19 protein-coding genes are annotated in these 19,503 nt (G+C 56.4%); 8 read left to right on the forward strand and 11 right to left on the reverse strand.

The window, feature by feature from the left end:
- Positions 1-41: 41 nt before the first annotated feature.
- On the reverse strand, positions 42-2,105 hold the full coding sequence (treS, locus tag AC07OT_RS02440; RefSeq protein ID WP_495107345.1) for a maltose alpha-D-glucosyltransferase: 2,064 nt from the start codon (positions 2,103-2,105) through the stop codon (positions 42-44).
- A gap of 105 nt (positions 2,106-2,210) precedes the next feature.
- A complete protein-coding gene (locus tag AC07OT_RS02445; protein ID WP_495107346.1) occupies positions 2,211-2,972 on the reverse strand; it encodes a PAS domain-containing protein in 762 nt (253 codons plus the stop codon).
- 211 nt (positions 2,973-3,183) lie between these two features.
- On the opposite strand from AC07OT_RS02445, the gene AC07OT_RS02450 reads away from it, so the two are divergent.
- From AC07OT_RS02450 to AC07OT_RS02460, 3 genes are read left to right on the forward strand one after another with little or no spacing between them, the layout of a single operon-like run.
- Positions 3,184-4,110: a 4-hydroxyproline epimerase gene (locus tag AC07OT_RS02450; RefSeq protein ID WP_495107347.1), complete on the forward strand. Its 927-nt coding sequence runs from the start codon at positions 3,184-3,186 to the stop codon at positions 4,108-4,110.
- A 40-nt stretch (positions 4,111-4,150) separates the two neighbouring features.
- Positions 4,151-5,089 (forward strand): dihydrodipicolinate synthase family protein, encoded by a 939-nt coding sequence (locus AC07OT_RS02455; protein ID WP_495107348.1) that lies wholly within the window; start codon positions 4,151-4,153, stop codon positions 5,087-5,089.
- Between the two features lie 3 nt (positions 5,090-5,092).
- On the forward strand, positions 5,093-6,352 hold the full coding sequence (locus tag AC07OT_RS02460) for an NAD(P)/FAD-dependent oxidoreductase (RefSeq protein WP_495107349.1): 1,260 nt from the start codon (positions 5,093-5,095) through the stop codon (positions 6,350-6,352).
- 251 nt (positions 6,353-6,603) lie between these two features.
- Here AC07OT_RS02460 and AC07OT_RS02465 read toward each other — a convergent pair whose 3' ends face one another.
- From AC07OT_RS02465 to AC07OT_RS02480, 4 genes are all read right to left on the reverse strand, one after another.
- A complete protein-coding gene (locus tag AC07OT_RS02465) occupies positions 6,604-7,524 on the reverse strand; it encodes an ADP-ribosylglycohydrolase family protein (protein ID WP_115487409.1) in 921 nt (306 codons plus the stop codon).
- A gap of 48 nt (positions 7,525-7,572) precedes the next feature.
- Positions 7,573-8,580 carry a GlxA family transcriptional regulator gene (locus AC07OT_RS02470; RefSeq protein ID WP_495107350.1) on the reverse strand — a complete coding sequence of 336 codons (1,008 nt, stop codon included), beginning with the start codon at positions 8,578-8,580 and terminating at the stop codon, positions 7,573-7,575.
- A 315-nt stretch (positions 8,581-8,895) separates the two neighbouring features.
- Positions 8,896-9,504: a LysE family translocator gene (locus tag AC07OT_RS02475; RefSeq protein WP_065941675.1), complete on the reverse strand. Its 609-nt coding sequence runs from the start codon at positions 9,502-9,504 to the stop codon at positions 8,896-8,898.
- 281 nt (positions 9,505-9,785) lie between these two features.
- Entirely contained in the window at positions 9,786-9,944 is a 159-nt protein-coding gene (locus AC07OT_RS02480) for a hypothetical protein (protein WP_167361111.1), read from the reverse strand.
- A 154-nt stretch (positions 9,945-10,098) separates the two neighbouring features.
- On the opposite strand from AC07OT_RS02480, the gene AC07OT_RS02485 reads away from it, so the two are divergent.
- From AC07OT_RS02485 to AC07OT_RS02505, 5 genes are all read left to right on the forward strand, one after another.
- Complete coding sequence (locus tag AC07OT_RS02485; protein WP_495107351.1) at positions 10,099-10,635, forward strand: GNAT family N-acetyltransferase; 537 nt, start codon at positions 10,099-10,101, stop codon at positions 10,633-10,635.
- Positions 10,636-10,893: a hypothetical protein gene (locus tag AC07OT_RS02490; protein WP_495107352.1), complete on the forward strand. Its 258-nt coding sequence runs from the start codon at positions 10,636-10,638 to the stop codon at positions 10,891-10,893.
- A gap of 1,158 nt (positions 10,894-12,051) precedes the next feature.
- On the forward strand, positions 12,052-12,267 hold the full coding sequence (locus AC07OT_RS02495) for a hypothetical protein (RefSeq protein ID WP_305469040.1): 216 nt from the start codon (positions 12,052-12,054) through the stop codon (positions 12,265-12,267).
- A gap of 220 nt (positions 12,268-12,487) precedes the next feature.
- The gene (locus AC07OT_RS02500; protein ID WP_495107353.1) at positions 12,488-13,621 is read left to right on the forward strand and encodes a DUF3800 domain-containing protein; all 1,134 of its coding nucleotides are present in this window, start codon (positions 12,488-12,490) and stop codon (positions 13,619-13,621) included.
- A gap of 458 nt (positions 13,622-14,079) precedes the next feature.
- Complete coding sequence (locus AC07OT_RS02505) at positions 14,080-16,038, forward strand: ATP-binding protein (RefSeq protein WP_495107354.1); 1,959 nt, start codon at positions 14,080-14,082, stop codon at positions 16,036-16,038.
- Positions 16,039-16,127: 89 nt separating this feature from the next.
- Here AC07OT_RS02505 and AC07OT_RS02510 read toward each other — a convergent pair whose 3' ends face one another.
- The 5 genes from AC07OT_RS02510 to AC07OT_RS02530 all read right to left on the reverse strand — a co-directional run bounded on the left by AC07OT_RS02510 (position 16,128) and on the right by AC07OT_RS02530 (position 19,469).
- Positions 16,128-16,505, reverse strand: coding sequence for a hypothetical protein (locus tag AC07OT_RS02510; protein WP_495107355.1), 378 nt, complete (start codon positions 16,503-16,505; stop codon positions 16,128-16,130).
- 66 nt (positions 16,506-16,571) lie between these two features.
- Complete coding sequence (locus AC07OT_RS02515) at positions 16,572-17,210, reverse strand: acyltransferase family protein (protein ID WP_495107356.1); 639 nt, start codon at positions 17,208-17,210, stop codon at positions 16,572-16,574.
- 224 nt (positions 17,211-17,434) lie between these two features.
- Complete coding sequence (locus AC07OT_RS02520) at positions 17,435-18,232, reverse strand: DNA adenine methylase (RefSeq protein ID WP_477747367.1); 798 nt, start codon at positions 18,230-18,232, stop codon at positions 17,435-17,437.
- Positions 18,233-18,381: 149 nt separating this feature from the next.
- Entirely contained in the window at positions 18,382-18,924 is a 543-nt protein-coding gene (locus tag AC07OT_RS02525; protein WP_495107357.1) for a lysis system spanin subunit, read from the reverse strand.
- Positions 18,906-19,469: a glycoside hydrolase family 19 protein gene (locus AC07OT_RS02530; RefSeq protein WP_495107358.1), complete on the reverse strand. Its 564-nt coding sequence runs from the start codon at positions 19,467-19,469 to the stop codon at positions 18,906-18,908. The genes AC07OT_RS02525 and AC07OT_RS02530 overlap by 19 nt, the downstream gene beginning before the upstream one ends.
- Between the last annotated feature and the right edge of the window lie 34 nt (positions 19,470-19,503).

The following is a 19,503-nucleotide window of genomic DNA, read 5'->3' on the forward strand; positions in this document are numbered from 1 at the left end:
CCCTCCCCACATTGGGTTCTTCGGTGTTTGGAAGATTGAGGTTACATCGGCGTGCTGCTGATAACCCGCAGCGCCAACCCCTCGTACGCATCCAGGGTAATGGTGAACTCGCCCTCCGCCGTCAGGTCGCCCTCCACCCGTTCGTTGATGATGTCCACCACCATCCCCGCCGCGATATCCGGCAGGTTCAGGGTTTCGGTGATCGGCGTGGCGCCGAAGTTCAGCGCGGTGATTTGCGTGCCTCTGCCGGCCGGCAATTCGTGGACCATGATCAGCAGGCCGGGGTTCTGCACGTCGGGCACCAGTATCTGGCGGCTGGCGGCGATGTCGTAGGCGCGGCGCACGGCGAGGATCTTTTGCAGTTGCGAGGCGAACGAGTCCGGGTCCTGCAACTGGCTGTTGAGGCTGCCGTAGAGGCTTTTCGAGCGCGGCATCTGGCCGGCCGACAATTCTGCGTCCGGGTTCAGGTCCACCAGGTCGTAGGCGCCGCGATGAATCCAGCGGGTATCGCCATCCTGCATCAAGTGCTCGACGTCCTCGGCGGCCAACGGCAGCGCGCCTACCAGGTCCCAGCCGGACAAGGCGAACACCCCCGGCTGCATGGCGTTGTACATCACCAGCAGTAAATGGATCTGGCGAATCTGTTGGATGTCGGCAGCACTGATCGCCTCCAGGTCGCGAATGCCCAACGCCGCCGTGATGATGCTGGCGGTGGTGCAGGACACGCCATTGGTCACGAACTTGAGGTTATACGGCGCGTGCTCGCCGGCCAGGCGTTCGTACATCTGCTCGCGGATGTGCTCGCGCAGGATATTGCCGGGGAATGTCTGCCCCTGGTAAAGGAAGGTGTCGTGGGCATGCAGGGTCCAGAAGTGCACCAGTTCCAGGGTCAGCTCATCGTGGTTCTGCAACGCGTGGATCAGCGAGCCGGGGTCGATGCCCTGGCGGTGCATTTCGCGCAGCATCAGGCGCAGGAATTCGGCATCGCCCATCAACAGCGCGTGCTGGTACGCCGGACGGGTGATGAAGTCATAGGACAGGTCGGCGCCGCCGTGGGACATCGACGCAATGTCATCCACCGTGAGGTTCAACTCCTGGAAGCTGAAACCGCCGGCCTTGCGAATCGCCCCGCCGAGCAGCTGGTTGCCGGTGATCGACAGCGGATGGCTCTCGGACCAGGCCGTGCCATCGAGGGTGCGTTCCACACCGAGGAAACCATTGGCATCCAGGCGCAGGATTTTCGCGCCCATCACGTCGATGGCGTGCAAGGCGTCGCCGATGATCATCTGCTGCGCGGCGAAGGTCGGGTCGAGCCAGTTCAGAGACGGCTGGCCTTCCTTGAAGTAATGCAGGTACACCCAGCGACGCGGCTTGCCATCCACGCCGATGACCACCGGCGTGGTGCTCCAGTCGGTTTCCTTGACGCCGGGCTCGAAGAAGATCACCCGCTGTAACTGGCCGACGATATAGTGCTTGTCGCGCAGGGCGTCCACCTGGGCCGGGCTGAGGTTCTGCGCATCACGACCCTCGGCCACGTCGGGCAGCAGCGGCCAGTCTTCCTCACGGATCTCCACCATATGGTAAAGGCCGGGGTAATCCTCGTAGGCCATCTCCGCCAGGCGAAAGTCCGCGCCCTTGCCGGTGTGGGACGGAATCACGTCGTCGATGATCACTGCATTGTGCGCCGCCGCCATGCGCGTCAACGCCTGCAACTGCGCCTCGGTGCCCAACTGCGGGTCGATCTCGAAGCTGATGCGGTCGAAATTGCCGTCGATGGTCGGCGTGTGCCGGGTGCCGGTCAGGCCACCGGATTTTTTCAGCGGGCCGTTATGGATGCCCTGGATGCCGATCTTCGACAGCGCATGCCACAGCGTTTCATCCCCCAGCGCCTCCAGCACCGTACCGCCCTCGCGCGTCACAATCGACGCCGGGTAGGCGGTAAACCACACCGACGACAAGGCCGAGGCATCACGGGGCCGGGTCTGCGCGTACGGCTGCTGCCACAACCGGCCCTGGCCCGAATAGAGCTTGGCGCGCTGGCGTGCCGCGTGCAGCATCGATTGTTCCACCAGCCAGTTCACATGGTTGTTTTCAGCCGCGGTCATAAGCGTGGTACCTGTCGTGGTTAAACATTACTCGTGAACATATGAGGGCTCGGTGGGCCATTCGTTGCATTGCAATGTGGCGTGCCTGAACGGGGGCTCGGGCGCTCAGCAGGTTTTCCGATACTGCCTCGGCGTAAACCCCGTCGATGCCTTGAACTGCCGGGTGAACGCGCTGTGGTCGGTATAGCCGCACTGCAGCGCAACCTCGGTGATCGGCATGTCGCTGTGCAACAACCGATGGGCGTGTTCCAAGCGTACTTTCTGGATCATCTGCCGGGGTGTCAGGTGGAACACGCGCTTGCAGTAGCGCTCCAGTTGCGCCACAGAAATCCCGGCGATGCGCGTCAGTTCGCCGAGGGTGACGCGGCGGTTGAAGTGCGTGCGGATGTGCTCGTCCACGGCGGCCAGGCGTTGGTAGGCCGGGTGGGTCTGGCTGGCCGATTGCAGGTCGACCGAGATCCCGGCCAGGCCGATGATGCGGCCTTCGTGGTTGTACAGCGGCCATTTGTGGGTGAGGCACCAGCCGGGTTCGCGGCTGCCGTAGAGGTGCAGTTCGAGTTGGTCTTCCAGCACAAAACCCTGCTGCAGCACGCGCCGGTCCTGCTCGGTGTAGCCCGGCCCCAATGGTGCGGGAAAAACGTCGGCGCTGGTCTTGCCCAGCAATGGTTGCAACTGCTTGAGGCCGCAGCGCTGCACCAGGGTGCGGTTGGCAAGCACGTAACGAGCGTCCAAGTCCTTGATGAAGATCGCGGCATTGGGGATCACATCCAGCATCGGCAGCAGTTGCCCCACACCGGCCAGTAGCTGCTCGATGTTGTGGGGAGGACTGGCCCCTTGGCAAAGGCTCGCAAACGCGCGTTGAAGCATGAGTGTCTCTCCCCGGCTTTCGCCCTGATGGCAAGCAGATTGCCCCATGCCCGGGGTGCTGTCGAGCAGGGCGAACTGTGCTGATTTCGTCATCGATGCCGGCAAAAAACATCAATCGCCGCCCAGCCTGCGCGTTCACGATAGGGCCACTGCATGCCTATCCCTACACTCACAAGAAGGCAGCCCACAGCTCTTATTGATGGAGCGCGTTATGAAGCGACTGCATGTGATCGACTCCCACACCGGCGGCGAACCCACGCGCCTGGTGATGACCGGCTTCCCCGCGCTCAAGGGCGCGAGCATCGCCGACCAGTTGGAAAACCTGCGCACGGAGCACGACCCGTGGCGCCGCGCGTGCCTGCTGGAACCCCGTGGCAATGACGTACTGGTGGGCGCGCTGTACTGCGCGCCCGTCACCCCGGGCGCTACCTGCGGGGTGATCTTCTTCAATAACGCCGGTTACCTGGGCATGTGCGGCCACGGCACCATCGGCCTGGTGGCGTCCCTGCGCCACTTGGGGCGCATCCAGCCGGGCGTGCACACCCTCGACACCCCGGTGGGGCCGGTGGCCGCGACCTTGCACGACGACGGCGCCGTGACCCTGCGCAACGTGCCTGCCTATCGCTATCGCCAGCAGGTGACGGTGGATGTGCCGGGGCATGGCGCAGTCCAGGGCGATATTGCCTGGGGCGGCAACTGGTTCTTCCTGGTGTCCGAGCACGGCATGGCGCTGGCAATGGACAACGTCGACGCTCTCACCGACTACACCTGGGCGATGCTCAAGGCCCTCGAGGCCCAGGGCATCCACGGTGCAGACGGCGCCCTGATCGACCATGTCGAACTGTTCGCCGACGATGCCCACGCCGACAGCCGCAACTTCGTCATGTGCCCTGGCAAAGCCTACGATCGCTCCCCCTGCGGCACCGGTACCAGCGCCAAGCTGGCGTGCCTGGCCGCCGATGGGAAACTCAACCCCGGTGAAACCTGGGTACAAGCCAGCATCACCGGCAGCCGCTTCGAAGGCCGATATGAATGGGACGGCACACGTGTCATCCCCTTCATCACCGGCCGCGCCTACATGACCGCCGACAGCACCTTGCTGATCGACGAGCAAGACCCGTTTGCCTGGGGCATCTGAGCCCAACCCCTTTGATTGAACGCTGCAAGGAGCCAGAACAATGAGCGACAACATCTTCACCGGTTGCATCCCCGCGCTGATGACCCCATGCACCGCCGTGCGCAAGCCGGACTTCGACGCGCTGGTCGCCAAGGGCCGCGAGTTGATCGATATCGGCATGAGCGCCGTGGTGTATTGCGGGTCCATGGGCGACTGGCCGTTGCTCACCGAAGCCGAGCGCCAGGAAGGCGTGGCGCGCCTGGTGGCGGCCGGGGTGCCGACCATTGTCGGTACCGGTGCGGTGAACAGCCGCGAGGCGGTGGCCCACGCCGCCCACGCGGCCAAGGTCGGCGCCCAGGGCTTGATGGTGATCCCGCGCGTGCTGTCCAGAGGTGCGTCCGCCACCGCGCAAAAGGCGCATTTCTCGGCAATCCTCGAGGCCGCGCCCAACCTGCCGGCGGTGATCTACAACAGCCCTTACTACGGCTTTGCCACCCGCGCGGAGTTGTTCTTCGAACTGCGCCGCGAACACCCGAACCTGATCGGCTTCAAGGAGTTCGGTGGCGCTGCCGACCTGCGCTATGCCGCCGAGCACATCACCTCCCAGGACGACAGCGTGACCCTGATGGTCGGCGTCGATACCCAGGTGGTGCACGGTTTCGTCAACTGCAACGCCACGGGCGCGATCACCGGCGTCGGCAATGCCTTGCCCCGCGAAGTGCTGCACCTGGTGGCCCTGAGCAAGCAAGCCGCCAAGGGCGATGCCAAGGCCCGGCGCCAGGCCCGGGAACTGGAAGCGGCGCTGGCGGTGCTGTCTTCCTTCGATGAAGGCTGTGACCTGGTGCTGTATTACAAGCACCTGATGGTGCTTAACGGCGACACGGGCTACGCCCTGCACTTCAACGAGACCGATGTGCTCAGCGATGCCCAGCGGCGTTACGCCGAAACCCAGTACGCGCTGTTTCGCCAGTGGTATGCCAACTGGTCGAGAGAGGCGTAGCGGATGCACGACCCTGACCCTGCGGATATCACCGTAATCGGAGCCGGCATCATTGGCGTTGCCTGCGCCCTGCAGCTGGCGCGCCAGGGGCGGAAAGTGCGGGTGATCGACCAGCAGGCGCCCGGCATGGGCGCCTCCTACGGCAACGCCGGGCACTTGGCGACCGAGCAAGTGTTCCCGATCGCCGACCTGTCGATCCTCAAACGCTTGCCCGCCATGCTCACGGACCCCATGGGCCCGCTGCGCCTGGACTGGAAATACCTGCCGCGCGCCCTGCCCTGGTTCATCCGCCTGCTGCTGAACCTGCGCCCGGCGAGTTACCAGAGCACGGTGAAGGGTCTGCGCGCGCTCAATGAAGCGAGCCTTGGCGCCTGGCAACGGTTGCTGGCCAGTATTCAGCGCCCGGAGCTGTTGCGCGAAGATGGCTCGCTGCTGGTGTTCGAACGTTCAGACTCCCGCGCGGCCATCGATGGGTTGCAACAGCGTATGCGGCAGCAAAACGTGCCGGTGGATTTCTGGTCGGCGGATGCCATACGTGAAGCTATCCCGCAATTGGGCGCCCAGATCCAGGGCGGCCTGTTTTTCCCGCGAACAGGACACTTCCTCGACCCTTACCGGTTGGTCTGCGAATTGGTGGAGGTGGCGAAGGCCAGTGGCGTGCAGCTCCTCCAACACCAGGTGCTGGATGCGCGGATTGAAGGCGATGGCATCACCGTGAGCACCGATCAAGGCACCTTTGCCGCCCGCCAGGTCCTGATCGCCTGTGGCGCCCACTCGGCCAGACTCACCGCCGCCCTGACCGGCAAAAAAGTCCCGCTGGACACCGAACGGGGCTATCACCTGATGCTGCCCCATGAACAGCAGCGCCTGCCGTTTGCCGTCACGTCCCTGGAGCGCAAGTTCATCATGACGCCCATGACAGGCGGCCTTCGCCTGGCCGGCACCGTGGAATTCGCCGGCCTCGACCGCCCGCCGAACATGGCGCGGGCGTGGCAGTTGCATAGGTTAAGCCAGGGACTGTTCCGTGAGGACCTGAGTGCCGAGGACGCGACGCCGTGGATGGGCTTCAGACCGTCGCTGCCGGATTCGCTGCCGATTATTGATCGGGTGTGTGACGGGAAGGTGCTGCTTGCGTTTGGGCATCAGCATTTGGGGCTGACCCAGGCGGCGGTGACGGCGGAGATGGTGGGGCAAATGGCGTCGGGAGCGCCTGAGTTTTCGGGGTTGCCGGCGCTAGGGCCGTATCGACTGGGGCGGTTTTGAGAAGAACCGCCACGTCCAAGCACAGCAACTTGCATACGCTATTTCATGTGGTGAGCGGGCTTGCCCCGCGTGGGGGGCGAAGCGCCCCTGATCAAGACGAATGCGGAGTCTCAGGCACTCCTCTGCGCCTGGTTTTGGGGCTGCTGCGCAGCCCAACGCGGGCGGTGCGACGATTCGACAAGCCCGCTCACCACAATTGAGCTCGACAACTCCCACATTTGATCTTCATGGTTTTGCAGACGGTGCTCGCTTCACTGAACGAGACTACCGGTCGAAGCTGCCAACAGGGCATCCGCCATGCCTTGGATTTCTTCGCGCATCCACAGCTTTTCCAACCAGCCGCCAGGAATCGCTTGGGCGCCATAATATGCACCGGCCAGTTGGCCAACGATGGCTGCGGTAGTGTCTGCGTCATCGCCCAGATTGGCCGCCATCAGCACTGCCGCCGCAAAGCTGTCGGTATGGTGGAAGCACCAGAGTGCGGCCTCAAGGGACGCCACGGCGTAGCCGGTGCCGACGATATCATCACGGGACTTCTCCAGGTAATTGCCCTGCGCAAGTGCGGCGACGTTGGCCGCCGCTAGGTCCATCTGCGCCAACTGCAATACCTGATCCTTTGAAACACCCTCAAGCGCATTGCTGATTGCCTGGGCCAGCACCAGGCAGCACTCGATTGCCTCCTGAGCAGCGTGGGTGGTGCGCGAGCTTTCGGCGGCGTAATGGCGGATACGTTGAAGGTCCGGAAAGTAAAACAACACCACCGGTGCAAGGCGCATCATCGAACCATTTCCGGCGGAATACGGGTCCGTAGAGCCTGAAAAGGGGTTTGCACTGTCTTGATAGGCCGTTAGCGCCTTACTCACGGTCAGGCCAATATCGAAACAGTCGCCGGTGGAACTCAAATAGCCCCATTTCCACCAATTCAGATAGCGGCCCATCTGATCCGCCGCGTCAAAACCCTCTTTGCGCAACAGACTTTCGGCCAGGCACAGCGCCATTGATGTATCGTCGGTCCACTGGCCGGGCTTGAGGTTGAACGGCCCTCCTCCCACCATATCGGTGAGCGGAGTAAATGTGCCACGGGGCATGAACTCCACCGTGGTCCCGACTGCATCGCCACAGGCCAAACCCAGCAGACTGCCGCGATAACGATCCAAACGTGTAAGAGACATGGGTCCTCCTTGAAAAATCATGCCGGCGCGCATAGAGCGGCAGTCACTTTACTTGACCAACCGCTTCTCCTTGGAGGGGCGATATCCGAAATACGAGCTGTAGCATTTGCTGAAATGGCTCGGCGAGACAAACCCGCACGCCACCAGCACTTCCACCTGTGACAGTTCGGTGTGCTGCAACAGCCGGCGTGCTTCGGTGACGCGCAGTTCCATGTAGTAGCGCTGCGGCGTGGTGCCCAGTTGTTCCTTGAACAGGCGCTCCAGTTGGCGGCGCGAGCGGCCGGCGTAGACGGCGAGTTGGTCGAGTTCCAGCGGTTCTTCGAGGTTGGCGTCCATCAGCTTGACCACTTCGCGCAGGGGCGCGCTGACGCTGACGTTTTCAGTGGGTTTGATCCGCCGGTAACGCGACTCTTCAAAGGCGAGGATGTCTTCGACACCTTCGACCAGGGCTTTGTCGTGCAAGCTTTTGATCCAGTCCAGGGCCATGTGGAAAGCGCCGGAGGGGCTCGACGCGGTGAGGCGGTCGCGGTCTATCACGTAGGGCTCGCTGGTAACGTGGGTGGCCTTGGACACTTCCGCCAGGGCCGGGCGGTGTTCGGGGTGGATGGCGCAGCGGTAGCCCTGCAGCAGGCCGGCGCGGCCGAGGAACCATGCGCCGTTCCACAACCCCGCGAGGCTCACGCCCTGCTCGGCGGCACTACGCAGCAGTTGGATCAGTTGGTCGTCAGCCTTGAGTTCGGTACGAAAGCCCCCGCAGATCACCAGCAGATCCAGGCCTTGCAGCGCGGGCGCATCGAGACGCGCGTCGGGGCGGATCACCAGGCCCAGGTCGCTGATGACTTCCCCGTCGTCACAACCGAAGGTGCGCGTGGCGAACAGATCAGGTCGCAGCAGGTTGGCGGTGACCACGGTGTCGAGGGTCTGGGTGAATGCCGGCAGGGAGAAGTGTTCGAGCAGCAGGAAGCCGACGCGGCTGACCGATGCCGGCTGGGAGGTTTCGTTGAGGTAGCGCAGGTTCTTGCCTTTCATGCCACCGCTGAACTGGCGTCTTTCCATCGAGGGTTGGCCCACTTTTATTGTTGATGCAATGGGCGCCATCTTAGGGGGAAAAACGCTGGCTGTCTCAGGCACTGATCTTGAAAAAACCACAGGCCCCAAAAGCCCGTGGCAGAAACCTCGCCGGCGCATCTGATACGGTTTTTTCTTTGCTATCTGCGCCTGTATTGAAACGCCGCCTGGGCGGACAATGGCCACCATTCCCACCCCCTTCCCTTCGGAGGCCTTATGACCAAGATGGCAATTTTCCTGTTCGGTTTTTTAGTGCTGACCATCGGCATCGGCCTGCTGGCGACCATCTCGCCGGTTTAGCACCTAGCCGGCAAACAACATCGGGTACAGCGACAGCACCAGCAACCCGGCCATTGACCAGTTGAACAGCCTTACCCAGCGCGGTTCGCGCAGCACATTGCGCAAGCCGCTGCCACACCCGACCCACACGCACACACTGGGCAGGTTGACCACGGCAAAGACCAGCGCGATCACCAGCACGTTGGTGACATAACCCTCGGCGGGGGTGTAAGTAGTGATGGCCCCGAGCGCCATGATCCACGCCTTGGGGTTGACCCATTGGAACGCCGCCGCGCCGAGGAAGGTCATGGGCTTGCCGTGTTCCTCATTGCTATCGGACATGCCGCCCGCCGTGGCGATCTTCCAGGCCAGGTACAGCAAGTACGCCGCGCCCACGTAGCGCAACACTGTGTAGGCCCACGGGAATACCTTGAACACTTCGCCCAGGCCCAGGCCGACCGAAATCACCAGCAGCATGAATCCGATACTGATCCCCAGCGCATGGGGCATCGAGCGGCGAAACCCGAAGTTCACCCCCGAGGCAAGCAACATGGTGTTATTCGGCCCTGGGGTGATCGAGGACACGAAGGCGAACAGCACAAAGGCTGACAGCAGGCTGGTAGACATGGACATGGTGCGGCATCCGAGCGGTGTGGTAGGCCTGCGACAGTAGTGGGTTATGCCGCCCGGCGCCCCGTACAGCCAGGCACGGATCGAGGCATACACTTCAGGTTCAAATGGCTCAGGCGTTTTCACAAAGCTTTCACAGGCGCGGCCTTATGGTGAACCCAGCTCCTAATGAACATCCCTTTTAGCCCGTGCTCCCCATCGCGGGCTTTTCTTTGCCTGGGATTTATCCGGGGCAAAAAAAGAGGCAGACCATTGTTCATGGCCTGCCTCTCGTTGACTGACTGTCAGCGCGGACCGCCACCAGGGCCGCCGCCTTGACCATGACCACCACCGCCATGGCCACCACCCCCGCCACCGCCCGGCGGCATGAATATCCAGCAGCCCGACAAGGTCGACAACAGCGCGACAACAACAGCTGCCTTGGTTAGGTAATTCAACTTCATGACAACGCTCTCTGCTTTACAAGGTTGGGTGTACGTCAAGTAAGACCGCGTTAAATGAAGTCCGTCATGGGTTTCGTGTAACGTCTTGGTAGGGTTTGTGTTGGGGTGGATACACGTCAACTCATTGGGTACGCGTTAATCGGGGGGGAAGAACATGCTCAACATTCGCGCAGCGACCAAGGCCGATCTCGATAGCCTGCGTGCAGTCGGCTGCGAGACCTATCAAGCGCATTTCTCGACACTCTGGTCTCCCGCAGGCATGCAGGACTTTCTCGAACAGGATTTCTCACGGGATTCGCTCAGCCGCTCACTTGAGCTGCCCGACCGTCATTCGTGGCTTATCGCCTCAGACGAACGCGGTAACCCCTTGGGTTTCTCCAAGGTCAACTGGTCAACCCCGGCGCCGATCACCGGCGAATTGGGGGCAGAGCTGCAGAAAATCTATTTCCTCAAGTCCGCCGCCGGTCTTGGCTATGGCAGGCAACTTTTGCAGGTTATCTGCGATCAGGCGGTGCAGCGCGGGGAACGCTTGCTGTGGCTGGACGTGCTCAAGAGCAATTCAAATGCCCAGCGGTTTTACGCGGGGTTTGGGTTTCGCCGGATCGGTGAAATCCCCTACAGCACGGACTTGGCAGAAATCGGCATGGTGGTCATGGGCCTTGAACTGAATCAGCACCAGGCGGAGAAGTAGATGAAAGAGTTGATACAGGGCCTCGATGGACCCAGAACCGCCCAGCAGGAGTTGTTTTATGACCTGGACGATGCAGCTGCAGTGATTGGCTGGTCCGTGGTTGAGCTGACAGCCCTGGCAAACAGCAGCAGGACGCCGAGTGAGGCGTTGGCGCTAATGAAGATCTGCACGTTGCTGGCAACTCAGCGGGATAAAATCACCAGGTACGCGGGTGAAGTGAAGGCGCAGCGCATCAGCAGGTCAGAGACTGAGTGCTGAAGATTGAGTTCAGTACGCTCAAGAATGAGGGCCTCGACTCGGAAATCGTAGCCAGCCCTCGATCTTTACGTCAGTGAATAGTGCGAGCCAGCGGGAGCCGCCTCGATCAGCTCATTCGACAGCAGCGTCAGGTTGAGCGTTTGTCGTCGAGATCATGTAGTTTTTTAACACCCTTCCCCGTCTTTCGCTCGTATTGATGATGAAAAAACCAAACGACCAAAAGTAGCATCGCCAGACCAAAAATGAATAGCAACAGCTCTATTGCGGGACCTTCGTGTGAAAACATTTTCGTTCCTCATCCTGAAGTAGCGTGACTTGAAAACAGCCACAACCGAAATTATTCGTAACAATACGAACATTTTCAGGGTAGTCGCCAACACGAGCCATGACAACCTTAAAAGCCTCCTGACCCTTGATCTAGACGCGTCACTCGTCGAAAAAACCTTCGAGCGCGGGAGGGACACGGCACAACGCCATACACAAGGGGAAGGGAATGCTCCCTGCACAGGCGGATGCGGAGGGAGGTAGATCGGCCTGCTCGAGAGGTTGGCACCCGGGCCTTTTCTTTCGCCCAATAAAAAACCCCGTAGACGTTAATCTACGGGGTTTTCAAGAGTGGAGGCCGAGGTCGGAATCGAACCGGCGTAGGCGGATTTGCAATCCACAAATTTCCATTTATTTATCAATAAGTTATACAAAAATCTATTCCGCATCACCAAGATATACACGCCGCTGGAGCCCTCTAGAATCGGGCGGCTTTATTTCGGTTGCGGAATGGATTTTCCGTGCTTCGTCACCTACATCTCCGCAGCCTCACCTCTTCTTATATCCCATATCTTTTTCCATTTCGGTCTTGTCTGTCGCCTTGGTGATATGGGTATGACACACCTCATAGACATAAGCGAAATGGCTGCTTTTTACCATTTGCGTAGTGCTCGTTGGTAAAAGCAGCCATTCGATTAACGGCATAGAGGGATAGGGATTCGAACCCCTTCTTGCGTCTCTGCATACCGCTTAAGGCCAGAAAATACGATGTTTTCGTCCTTTGCTCATGGCGCCATGCGGTCTATGGCGGCCCTGAATCTGCCCTAATTTTGCCCTAAACATCTTCTCCACTGCCGCTGCTATGCTTGATCTTTCTCGAAAGGAGTCGACCCCATGTCAGGCGATTACTCACTACCCGATGTACTGGAAAGGATCTATGACAATCAGCTCGCCTTGGAGGCGGCGGTAATGGAGCTGACGTTGTGGGTGGAACAGAGGGCTTCGCCAGAGGTCGGCGATAATATTCGTGGAGCACTGGAAGCTATTGGAGAGAACGCTGGCCACATCAAACAGGGCTTGGCCAAACTCAAGGGTACGAATCGCGGCTAGGCATCAGCTTCCCGAGTTGACCTCAGAATCGCCTCAGGCAAGCCTAATGATTGCCAATATAAATATGCACAAAAGGCCATAGTCACCGAAAGGAGCTAGTCGTAATTGTTTAGATAATCGGAGGTGATTCCAGATCACGGTGGCACGGTGGCATAGATGCATTTTCTGGACTAGTGTCCAAACTGGCCGTACGTGGAACATTGGATGGTAAGGAGCTGTAATGTCTCAAAAAATTTACTTTGACGAGTCCGGTTTTACAGGCAACAACCTATTGCATCCGAGTCAAAATTATTTTGCCTACGCCTCCGTTGCGTCCGATGATGATGAAGCAAAAGCACTCGTTGAGCGATTGATCAAGAAATACCACATTCAGGGTGGTGAGCTTAAAGGCGCCAACCTAGTGAAATTCGCCAAAGGGCGGAAAGCGATTTCTGAAATATTGGAGGCTTTCGATGGGCGCATAAAAATCTCGATCTCAGATAAAAAATTCGCGCTCGCAGGGAAGGTTCACGAGTATATATTCGAGCCCTGCTACTCAGATGTGAACTCGCTTTTCTACAGGATTGGATTTCACCGATTCATCGCTAACATCCTGTACACAGAGTTCATGGCCCGTGGAGCAGGTGCGGAAGAACTATTTGCTGAGTTTGAAAGTCTGATGCGCGAGCTGGATGGGAAAGGCCTACAGACGATCTTCTCTTCATCCGATGCTTCTCATTCCGAAACTCTCAGGATGATCAGAGAATTCGCACAGAAGCGTCACACCGACATTCAAAAGGAGCTGGACTCTCTTGCTGATGGAGAGACAGGCAAGTGGGTATTGGATCTCACCGACAGCGCGCTTTTCACCCTCCTGGCAAACTGGGGCACTCAGTACGAGCAGCTTACCGCGATCTGTGATCACTCCAAGCCGCTCCTAGCCAATCAGGAGATGTATAACGGCATGATTGGCAATACCGAAAAGGTTTTTTCAGAGCTTGTGGGTGGGCAAGAACATCCCGTGACTTTCAACCTTTCAGGGCCAATTGAGTTTGCAGACTCTCGCACGACGCATGGCATTCAGCTCGCTGACACGATTGCTGCTGCTGCAGTCTTCGTCTTTTCTGGAAAGCTAGATGAGTCGAGCGAGCATTGGCGTAGCATCATCGCACGCCAGGCCCACTACGGCAGCGTCATTCCAGACATGGAGGAAGTGAAGTTGGAGAACACCCGCTCGAAACTCAATGCCTTAGTACTACATCAACTGCATGATCGAGCTATGAGGGGTGTTGATCTCATTGAAGGTGCGAGGGAGATGGTCATAGACCTAACACTTAGTCTCAGCTCGCCAAGTTACCGAATGAATCACCGCTAATTTGTTTGCGTCGCAAGCGTCCATTGAGAGTTGAAAACGGTCCTAAAGCCGGCGGAGAATCAAAATAGACGCTAGCAAGCCTGATGATGGGCAATAGAAAATGTTATGAGAAGCTGCTTCTGTTGAAAGCTCGAAAAGACAAAGTCTTGTCTCCGTTTTTGAAAAGCACAATACTGTTCCTCAATTTTGCTCTTTTCTCAAGGTGTGGCGCTAGGCTATCGTTCACTCAGATCAACATACGTAATTTTGCAAGGGACTAACCAGCGGAAGGATCACGATATGCTTAGATGCAAAGTACCTGTCCTGAAAAATACGTTCCTCCCCTGCAGTCAACCGAAACTGTTTTTGGCAGTCAGGCAACCCGCAGACATAAAGTTCACCGCCGGGGGACATACATCTCCTAAACTTTCAATCTTAACGCCCTATAAAAATTTTGCATTTTTCACTAGAGACAACTCATGAAGCTGAATCTCGAACGGCCCTTTAGATCTATACACTCACTTAATGAATTGGAACTTCCAGACTTCACAGTAATTACAGGAAAAAATGGTGCAGGAAAAAGTCATCTTCTAGAAGGCCTTATTAAAGGAGCAATAACTATTGAAGCCATACCACACCAAATTCAAGACTTGACCACTATAAGGTTATTCGACGCAAACACCTTAATCCCACAAGATACCGAGGCCTTTTCAAACTTTCAAGCAAGACAAGAGAAAGACGCCATATGGAGTCAACTCGTTGAACTTTTAGAAATTCATAAAAGCCAACTCAAAGAATTCACCAAAAAATTTCCTAAACTGGACGAATTAGAAGTCAGAACGATAGTAAAATTAAACAGAGAGGACTTGATCGAGTATGACATACCAGAGCTAGAGCTAGACATGGTTTTTTCGGAGCTTAAAAGTAGAATCTCCTCAAATAATGACAACCTAACCATTCAGTTTATTTCCCAAGACCCCATCCGCCACCCTAAACTTGTACACCTTATAACGGAAAACAGTGCAACATTATTGATAGGTTTAGACTTTAATACGTTCCACAAAAACTTCCCAATTTCCTGGCAACCAGTCGAAATATTCCAACAGTCATTTGCTCGAATTTTTTCTGAATACCAAGGAAAACTTTTACAGAACAGGGTAAATTCTTACCGACGTGATAAGCGGTGCGAGGCGGTGACCGCTCTCAGTGATGCAGAGTTCTACGAAACTTATGGCGCACCACCTTGGGACTTCCTAAACAATATACTTAAAACAAGCAATCTAACTTTTACAATTAATCAACCAGATGACTCAGAGGATAGACCTTACGAACCAATTTTAACTGACACGGTTAGCAAGGCAGAGATAAAGTTCAACGAACTTTCGTCTGGTGAAAAAATATTAATGTCTTTTGCTCTGTGCACTTATCACACCAAGGGCGCAGAAGGAAGAATCGACTATCCCTCCGTCCTGCTTTTCGACGAAATTGATGCTTATTTACATCCATCAATGACAAAGTCGTTGCTTGACACCATACAAAAATTACTTGTACACGAACGAAACATAAAAGTAGTTTTTACAACTCACTCGCCCTCAACTATAGCTTTATGTCCAGAAGAGGCCATTTACGTCATGAGCAAAGAGGGTTCAATCCGTATAAATAAAACCAGTAAAGACGCCGCTTTATCCTTGCTACTTTCAGGCGTTCCTAGCATTAGCATTAGCTATGAAAACAGACGACAAGTGTTCGTAGAGAGTTATTTGGACGCAGAATATTACGACGCAATACTAAGAAAAATCAAACACCATCTACACCCAGAAGTTTCACTCAGTTTTATCGCCTCAAAGAAATCAAGAGCAGCAGCAGGAGGCTGTGTACACGTCAAAAGCATTGTTGAAAACCTTGCTTCAAATGGCAACAACACCATCAAAGGATTAATAGATTGGGACTGCAAAAATTCCCCAACTCCCCATTTAGAGGTTTTAGGAAATAAAAAAAGATACGCTATAGAGAACTATATCCTAGACCCTTTACTAGTAGCCCTACTGCTATTCCAAGACAAAAGCATTAAAAAATCAGAGCTAGACCTAGGCGAACATGAAACCGCTTCTGACATAATGCTCATGCCTAACTCACGCCTGCAAAAAATAGCAAATTACGTAATACAAAAAATCGAACCTTACATAGATAATTTCAATCCTGAATCAATAGATTGCGAATACTCTGGCGGACAAATAATTTCTATCCCCAGATCATATCTCACATACAATGGGCACAAGCTTGAAAAGCTATTAACAGAAAACATATATGGACTAAAAAAATATCACAAAAAAGGCCAATTAACGAAGGAAGTCTTAGAACGAATTTACGATGAGTACCGCCAATTCATACCACTCTGTTTTATAAATACATTTAAAAAACTACAAGAACCTCTTTAGCGTTGCCTATGGCACAGCATCTGCGGGTATCCGTACTTCCATAGCCCTCTCCGAAAAAAGCCCGTAAATTACGGGCTTTGAAAACCGAGTTAAAGTAGTTTCGGGATTTTGACCTTTAGCGATACTTGCTTGGACTGTATTAGTTTTGCTTTCAGCCAGTTACGCAAATTTATGTGTCTATCCTCCAGAAGCCACGCACAAAAAGCTGCAAACACTAGGCATAGGAAAATCGAAATCCAAGCATTAGAAATCAGAGTTACATTCATACGCGTACTAATCAAAATACGAATCGGCTCATGCGTCAGATACATTGCGTAAGAAACGTAAGCGCCTTTAGTCACCACCCACCTGACAGGCGAAGGAACACGCAGATTCGCACTTGCCAAAACAACAAGCATCAACCCCACACCCACCAAGATCATAAGCTGCAAGTCATACATATTTATCTTGCCGGCGAGCGAGAGCATCTGAAAACGCCACGACAGTGCAGCCACAATAGCAGCCAGTGGGATAGCAGCTTGTCTCCAGCTTATCTACGGAGAGTAAACATATATGGCAGCACATGCAGCCCCCAGAAACCACTCCCAAGCGACAGACTCCCAAACTGTAAAGTACCCGACCACCAGGATCGCCGGGCCTGCAAGCACCAGTGCGAATGCTCTCTCAACCTTTGACATTGACTGCCAAAAAAAAGCTATGCCAAAGAAGACATAGAGCCACCATTCAATTGCAATCGTCCATAGGACACTGTTGCCCCCAAAAATATTTATAGGTGGTATGCCTTCGATCATTCTGGCAAATGGTGTGTGCTGAAGCTGTAATAAGTGGCCCACTACATCCCAAGCCGTTGGAGACACGCGACCCAATACAACAACAAAAACGAGATACGAGACAATCATGGCAGGAACATACAAAACATATATCCGGCTAAACCGGTCTATCATGTATTCACCAAAACTATATTTAGCTTTGCTCAAGCACTGATAAGCGATGAGAAAACCTGAGAGCCAGAAGAATACAACAACTGCCAGGCTTTGGAACGGCACTACTCTACCAAACCAACTTATGGGCACAACGCCCACCATTGTATGCCCAACTAAAACCGAAAACGCAGCTAACGCCCTTATTGCGTTGAGCATCGTTGACTGACCAATGGTCAAACCCTTAATCACAAACGAATCCCTTCTTGGCGAAACACAAAATAACAATATTTATTTTTGCCTGTTTTTTGACTCAATAGACAAAAACTTCCTGCGGCGAATTGTAAGCAACCAGACACAATTTCTCTACGTTGTTTTACTGATGGGTCGCCGGTAAGTTCCTCCCAGACGGCCCACCATACGGCCACGCTAGGTGATCTGCCCGCTCAAGCCGCGAGCATCTGACTGGTAATGGCTCAGCAGAACAACCCTCCCAGTGCCGCCGGCTCCCAGTTCAGAATCACCAGCTCGCCGCTGGACTCAGCCTTGCCGTGCCGCTGGTTGGTGGTGCTGTAACGAATATCGACGGTCTCAAAATGGAACCCCTCAAAGACCTGCCGTATGTCAGGGTGATCGTTGATGCTGACCATCACCTTGCCTTTGCAGCACCGCATGAAGTCGGCCATGCGCTCGTAATTCTCAAAGGGAAAATCCACGCCATAGCCTGCCGTCTGCCAGTAAGGCGGATCCATGTAGTGAAAGGTGTGGGCACGGTCGTAGCGCTCAGCGCAGTCCAACCAGGGCAGGTTCTCAACGTAGGTGCCGGACAGCCGCTGCCAAGCTGCAGATAGGTTCTCCTCGATCCGCAGCAGGTTGATGGCCGGGCCCGTGGTGGCGGTGCCGAACGTCTGCCCGGTCACCTTGCCGGCGAAGGCATGATGCTGCAGATAGAAAAACCGAGCGGCGCGTTGGATGTCGGTGAGGGTTTCAGGGCGGGTCATCTTCTGCCACTCGAACACCTGGCGGGAGCTGAGCGCCCATTTGAACTGGCGAACAAATTCTTCCAGGTGGTTCTGCACCACGCGGTACAGCGTCACCAAGTCGCCGTTGATGTCGTTGAGGACCTCAACCGGAGCGGCCTGGGGACGCATGAAGTAGAGCGCGGCGCCGCCGGCAAAGACTTCGACATAGCATTCATGGGGTGGGAAGAGCGGGATAAGGCGGTCGGCCAGGCGGCGTTTGCCGCCCATCCAAGGGATGATGGGTGTGGACATATAAAAGCAAGACCTTTGCTGTATGGATAAACAGTGCCAGGCTCGCTCCGCTTTGTGCACGAAGCAGGAGCCTTGGCTGGACTTGCAGGGTCGATCTGCGGGGAAGGTGGCCGGGTTGGATGTTGACGCATCCTGCCCGGCCGCTCCTTTTACTTCGGTGTAGCAACTTCTTTTGCGTAGGCCTGACAGGCCCGCAGGGCGATCAATCCTTGGTCGCCGGCATCGGTGATGCCGATAATTCGTTGAGCATGCGCTGGGTCAAGTTCGGCTCTTGTGGGGCCATGAACCACGCGGCCGGTGGTGGCGGTGGTTGACACTGAACAGCCGCTGGTGGCCTCGGTGGCGGCGAGTACGACTGACAACCGCAGATCAGCAGTAGCCAGGCGATCACGCAGACGAGCCTGCTTCGTTTGCTCATCGGTCAATTCCTTGTGGTGGGTTTCGTCTTTGTACTGCAGGCGCTGCTCCAGGGCGAAGCGCTTGTCCTGCTCAGTGCGCTGCAGGGCGGCAGCGGCTTGAGATAACTCGTTGAGGGTGTCAGCCTGCAGCCTGGCCTGGCGCTCCAGCTGCTGACCGTAACGCCAGCCTTGGGCGGTCCAAGCCATGGCAGCGGAGCCAGCGGCCAATATCGCAAGCAACAAGCCGACCGCCGCGACTCGGTATTGCGTGGGGATCAGGTCGAAGAGACGCATAACACCGCCCTCGCCCTGGCCCACAGCTGCAGACGATCTTCCAGGCCGTTGAGCCCGCCATTGATCCGGCGGGTGATGGTGTTGAATTGTCCTTCATCCGCGAGCGCGTTCAACCCGTTCACGTACCAGAACCACGCTGCAGACTCTGCCGCCCATTGAGGCGTTTCTAGCAGCTCCGGCGTGCGCAGCAATCGCTCATCATCAAACAGCGCCAAGCTGCAGCGCAGGTAGTTATCGTGGCCGGTGATCTGGATCAACCCACGGCCGCGATAGCGTTGACCGTCACCGTCGGCTGCCGGGGTGTTCCCCAACTTCGCAGCCAGCGGGCCGGTGTCGTACTTGCTGAGGTACTGATCACCGCCCAGCTCGCGCACATATTGCAGCTGACCGGACTCATGACCGACCTGGGCAAGGAAGGCCGCCTGACGCTTTGGCGAATCGATCTTGCGGTTAGCCATGGCCGCGTTCAGGGCGGAAACAAAAACGCCCGCTTGGCGGCGGGCGTTGGGCATGATGCGTTGGAGTTGTTGCTCGGTAATGGACATCGCTTTTTCCCAGGCAAAAAAATACCGCTCGATG

The organism is Pseudomonas sp. GW821-FHT09C10, assembly GCF_059418085.1.

What these genes read in the sequence shown, in the direction of transcription:
- treS (WP_495107345.1), bottom strand. Translation starts at nt 2,105, where the DNA reads ATGACCGCGGCTGAAAACAACCATGTGAACTGGCTGGTGGAACAATCG.
- AC07OT_RS02445 (WP_495107346.1), bottom strand. Translation starts at nt 2,972, where the DNA reads ATGCTTCAACGCGCGTTTGCGAGCCTTTGCCAAGGGGCCAGTCCTCCC.
- AC07OT_RS02450 (WP_495107347.1), top strand. Translation starts at nt 3,184, where the DNA reads ATGAAGCGACTGCATGTGATCGACTCCCACACCGGCGGCGAACCCACG.
- AC07OT_RS02455 (WP_495107348.1), top strand. Translation starts at nt 4,151, where the DNA reads ATGAGCGACAACATCTTCACCGGTTGCATCCCCGCGCTGATGACCCCA.
- AC07OT_RS02460 (WP_495107349.1), top strand. Translation starts at nt 5,093, where the DNA reads ATGCACGACCCTGACCCTGCGGATATCACCGTAATCGGAGCCGGCATC.
- AC07OT_RS02465 (WP_115487409.1), bottom strand. Translation starts at nt 7,524, where the DNA reads ATGTCTCTTACACGTTTGGATCGTTATCGCGGCAGTCTGCTGGGTTTG.
- AC07OT_RS02470 (WP_495107350.1), bottom strand. Translation starts at nt 8,580, where the DNA reads ATGGAAAGACGCCAGTTCAGCGGTGGCATGAAAGGCAAGAACCTGCGC.
- AC07OT_RS02475 (WP_065941675.1), bottom strand. Translation starts at nt 9,504, where the DNA reads ATGTCCATGTCTACCAGCCTGCTGTCAGCCTTTGTGCTGTTCGCCTTC.
- AC07OT_RS02480 (WP_167361111.1), bottom strand. Translation starts at nt 9,944, where the DNA reads ATGAAGTTGAATTACCTAACCAAGGCAGCTGTTGTTGTCGCGCTGTTG.
- AC07OT_RS02485 (WP_495107351.1), top strand. Translation starts at nt 10,099, where the DNA reads ATGCTCAACATTCGCGCAGCGACCAAGGCCGATCTCGATAGCCTGCGT.
- AC07OT_RS02490 (WP_495107352.1), top strand. Translation starts at nt 10,636, where the DNA reads ATGAAAGAGTTGATACAGGGCCTCGATGGACCCAGAACCGCCCAGCAG.
- AC07OT_RS02495 (WP_305469040.1), top strand. Translation starts at nt 12,052, where the DNA reads ATGTCAGGCGATTACTCACTACCCGATGTACTGGAAAGGATCTATGAC.
- AC07OT_RS02500 (WP_495107353.1), top strand. Translation starts at nt 12,488, where the DNA reads ATGTCTCAAAAAATTTACTTTGACGAGTCCGGTTTTACAGGCAACAAC.
- AC07OT_RS02505 (WP_495107354.1), top strand. Translation starts at nt 14,080, where the DNA reads ATGAAGCTGAATCTCGAACGGCCCTTTAGATCTATACACTCACTTAAT.
- AC07OT_RS02510 (WP_495107355.1), bottom strand. Translation starts at nt 16,505, where the DNA reads ATGCTCTCGCTCGCCGGCAAGATAAATATGTATGACTTGCAGCTTATG.
- AC07OT_RS02520 (WP_477747367.1), bottom strand. Translation starts at nt 18,232, where the DNA reads ATGTCCACACCCATCATCCCTTGGATGGGCGGCAAACGCCGCCTGGCC.
- AC07OT_RS02525 (WP_495107357.1), bottom strand. Translation starts at nt 18,924, where the DNA reads ATGCGTCTCTTCGACCTGATCCCCACGCAATACCGAGTCGCGGCGGTC.
- AC07OT_RS02530 (WP_495107358.1), bottom strand. Translation starts at nt 19,469, where the DNA reads ATGTCCATTACCGAGCAACAACTCCAACGCATCATGCCCAACGCCCGC.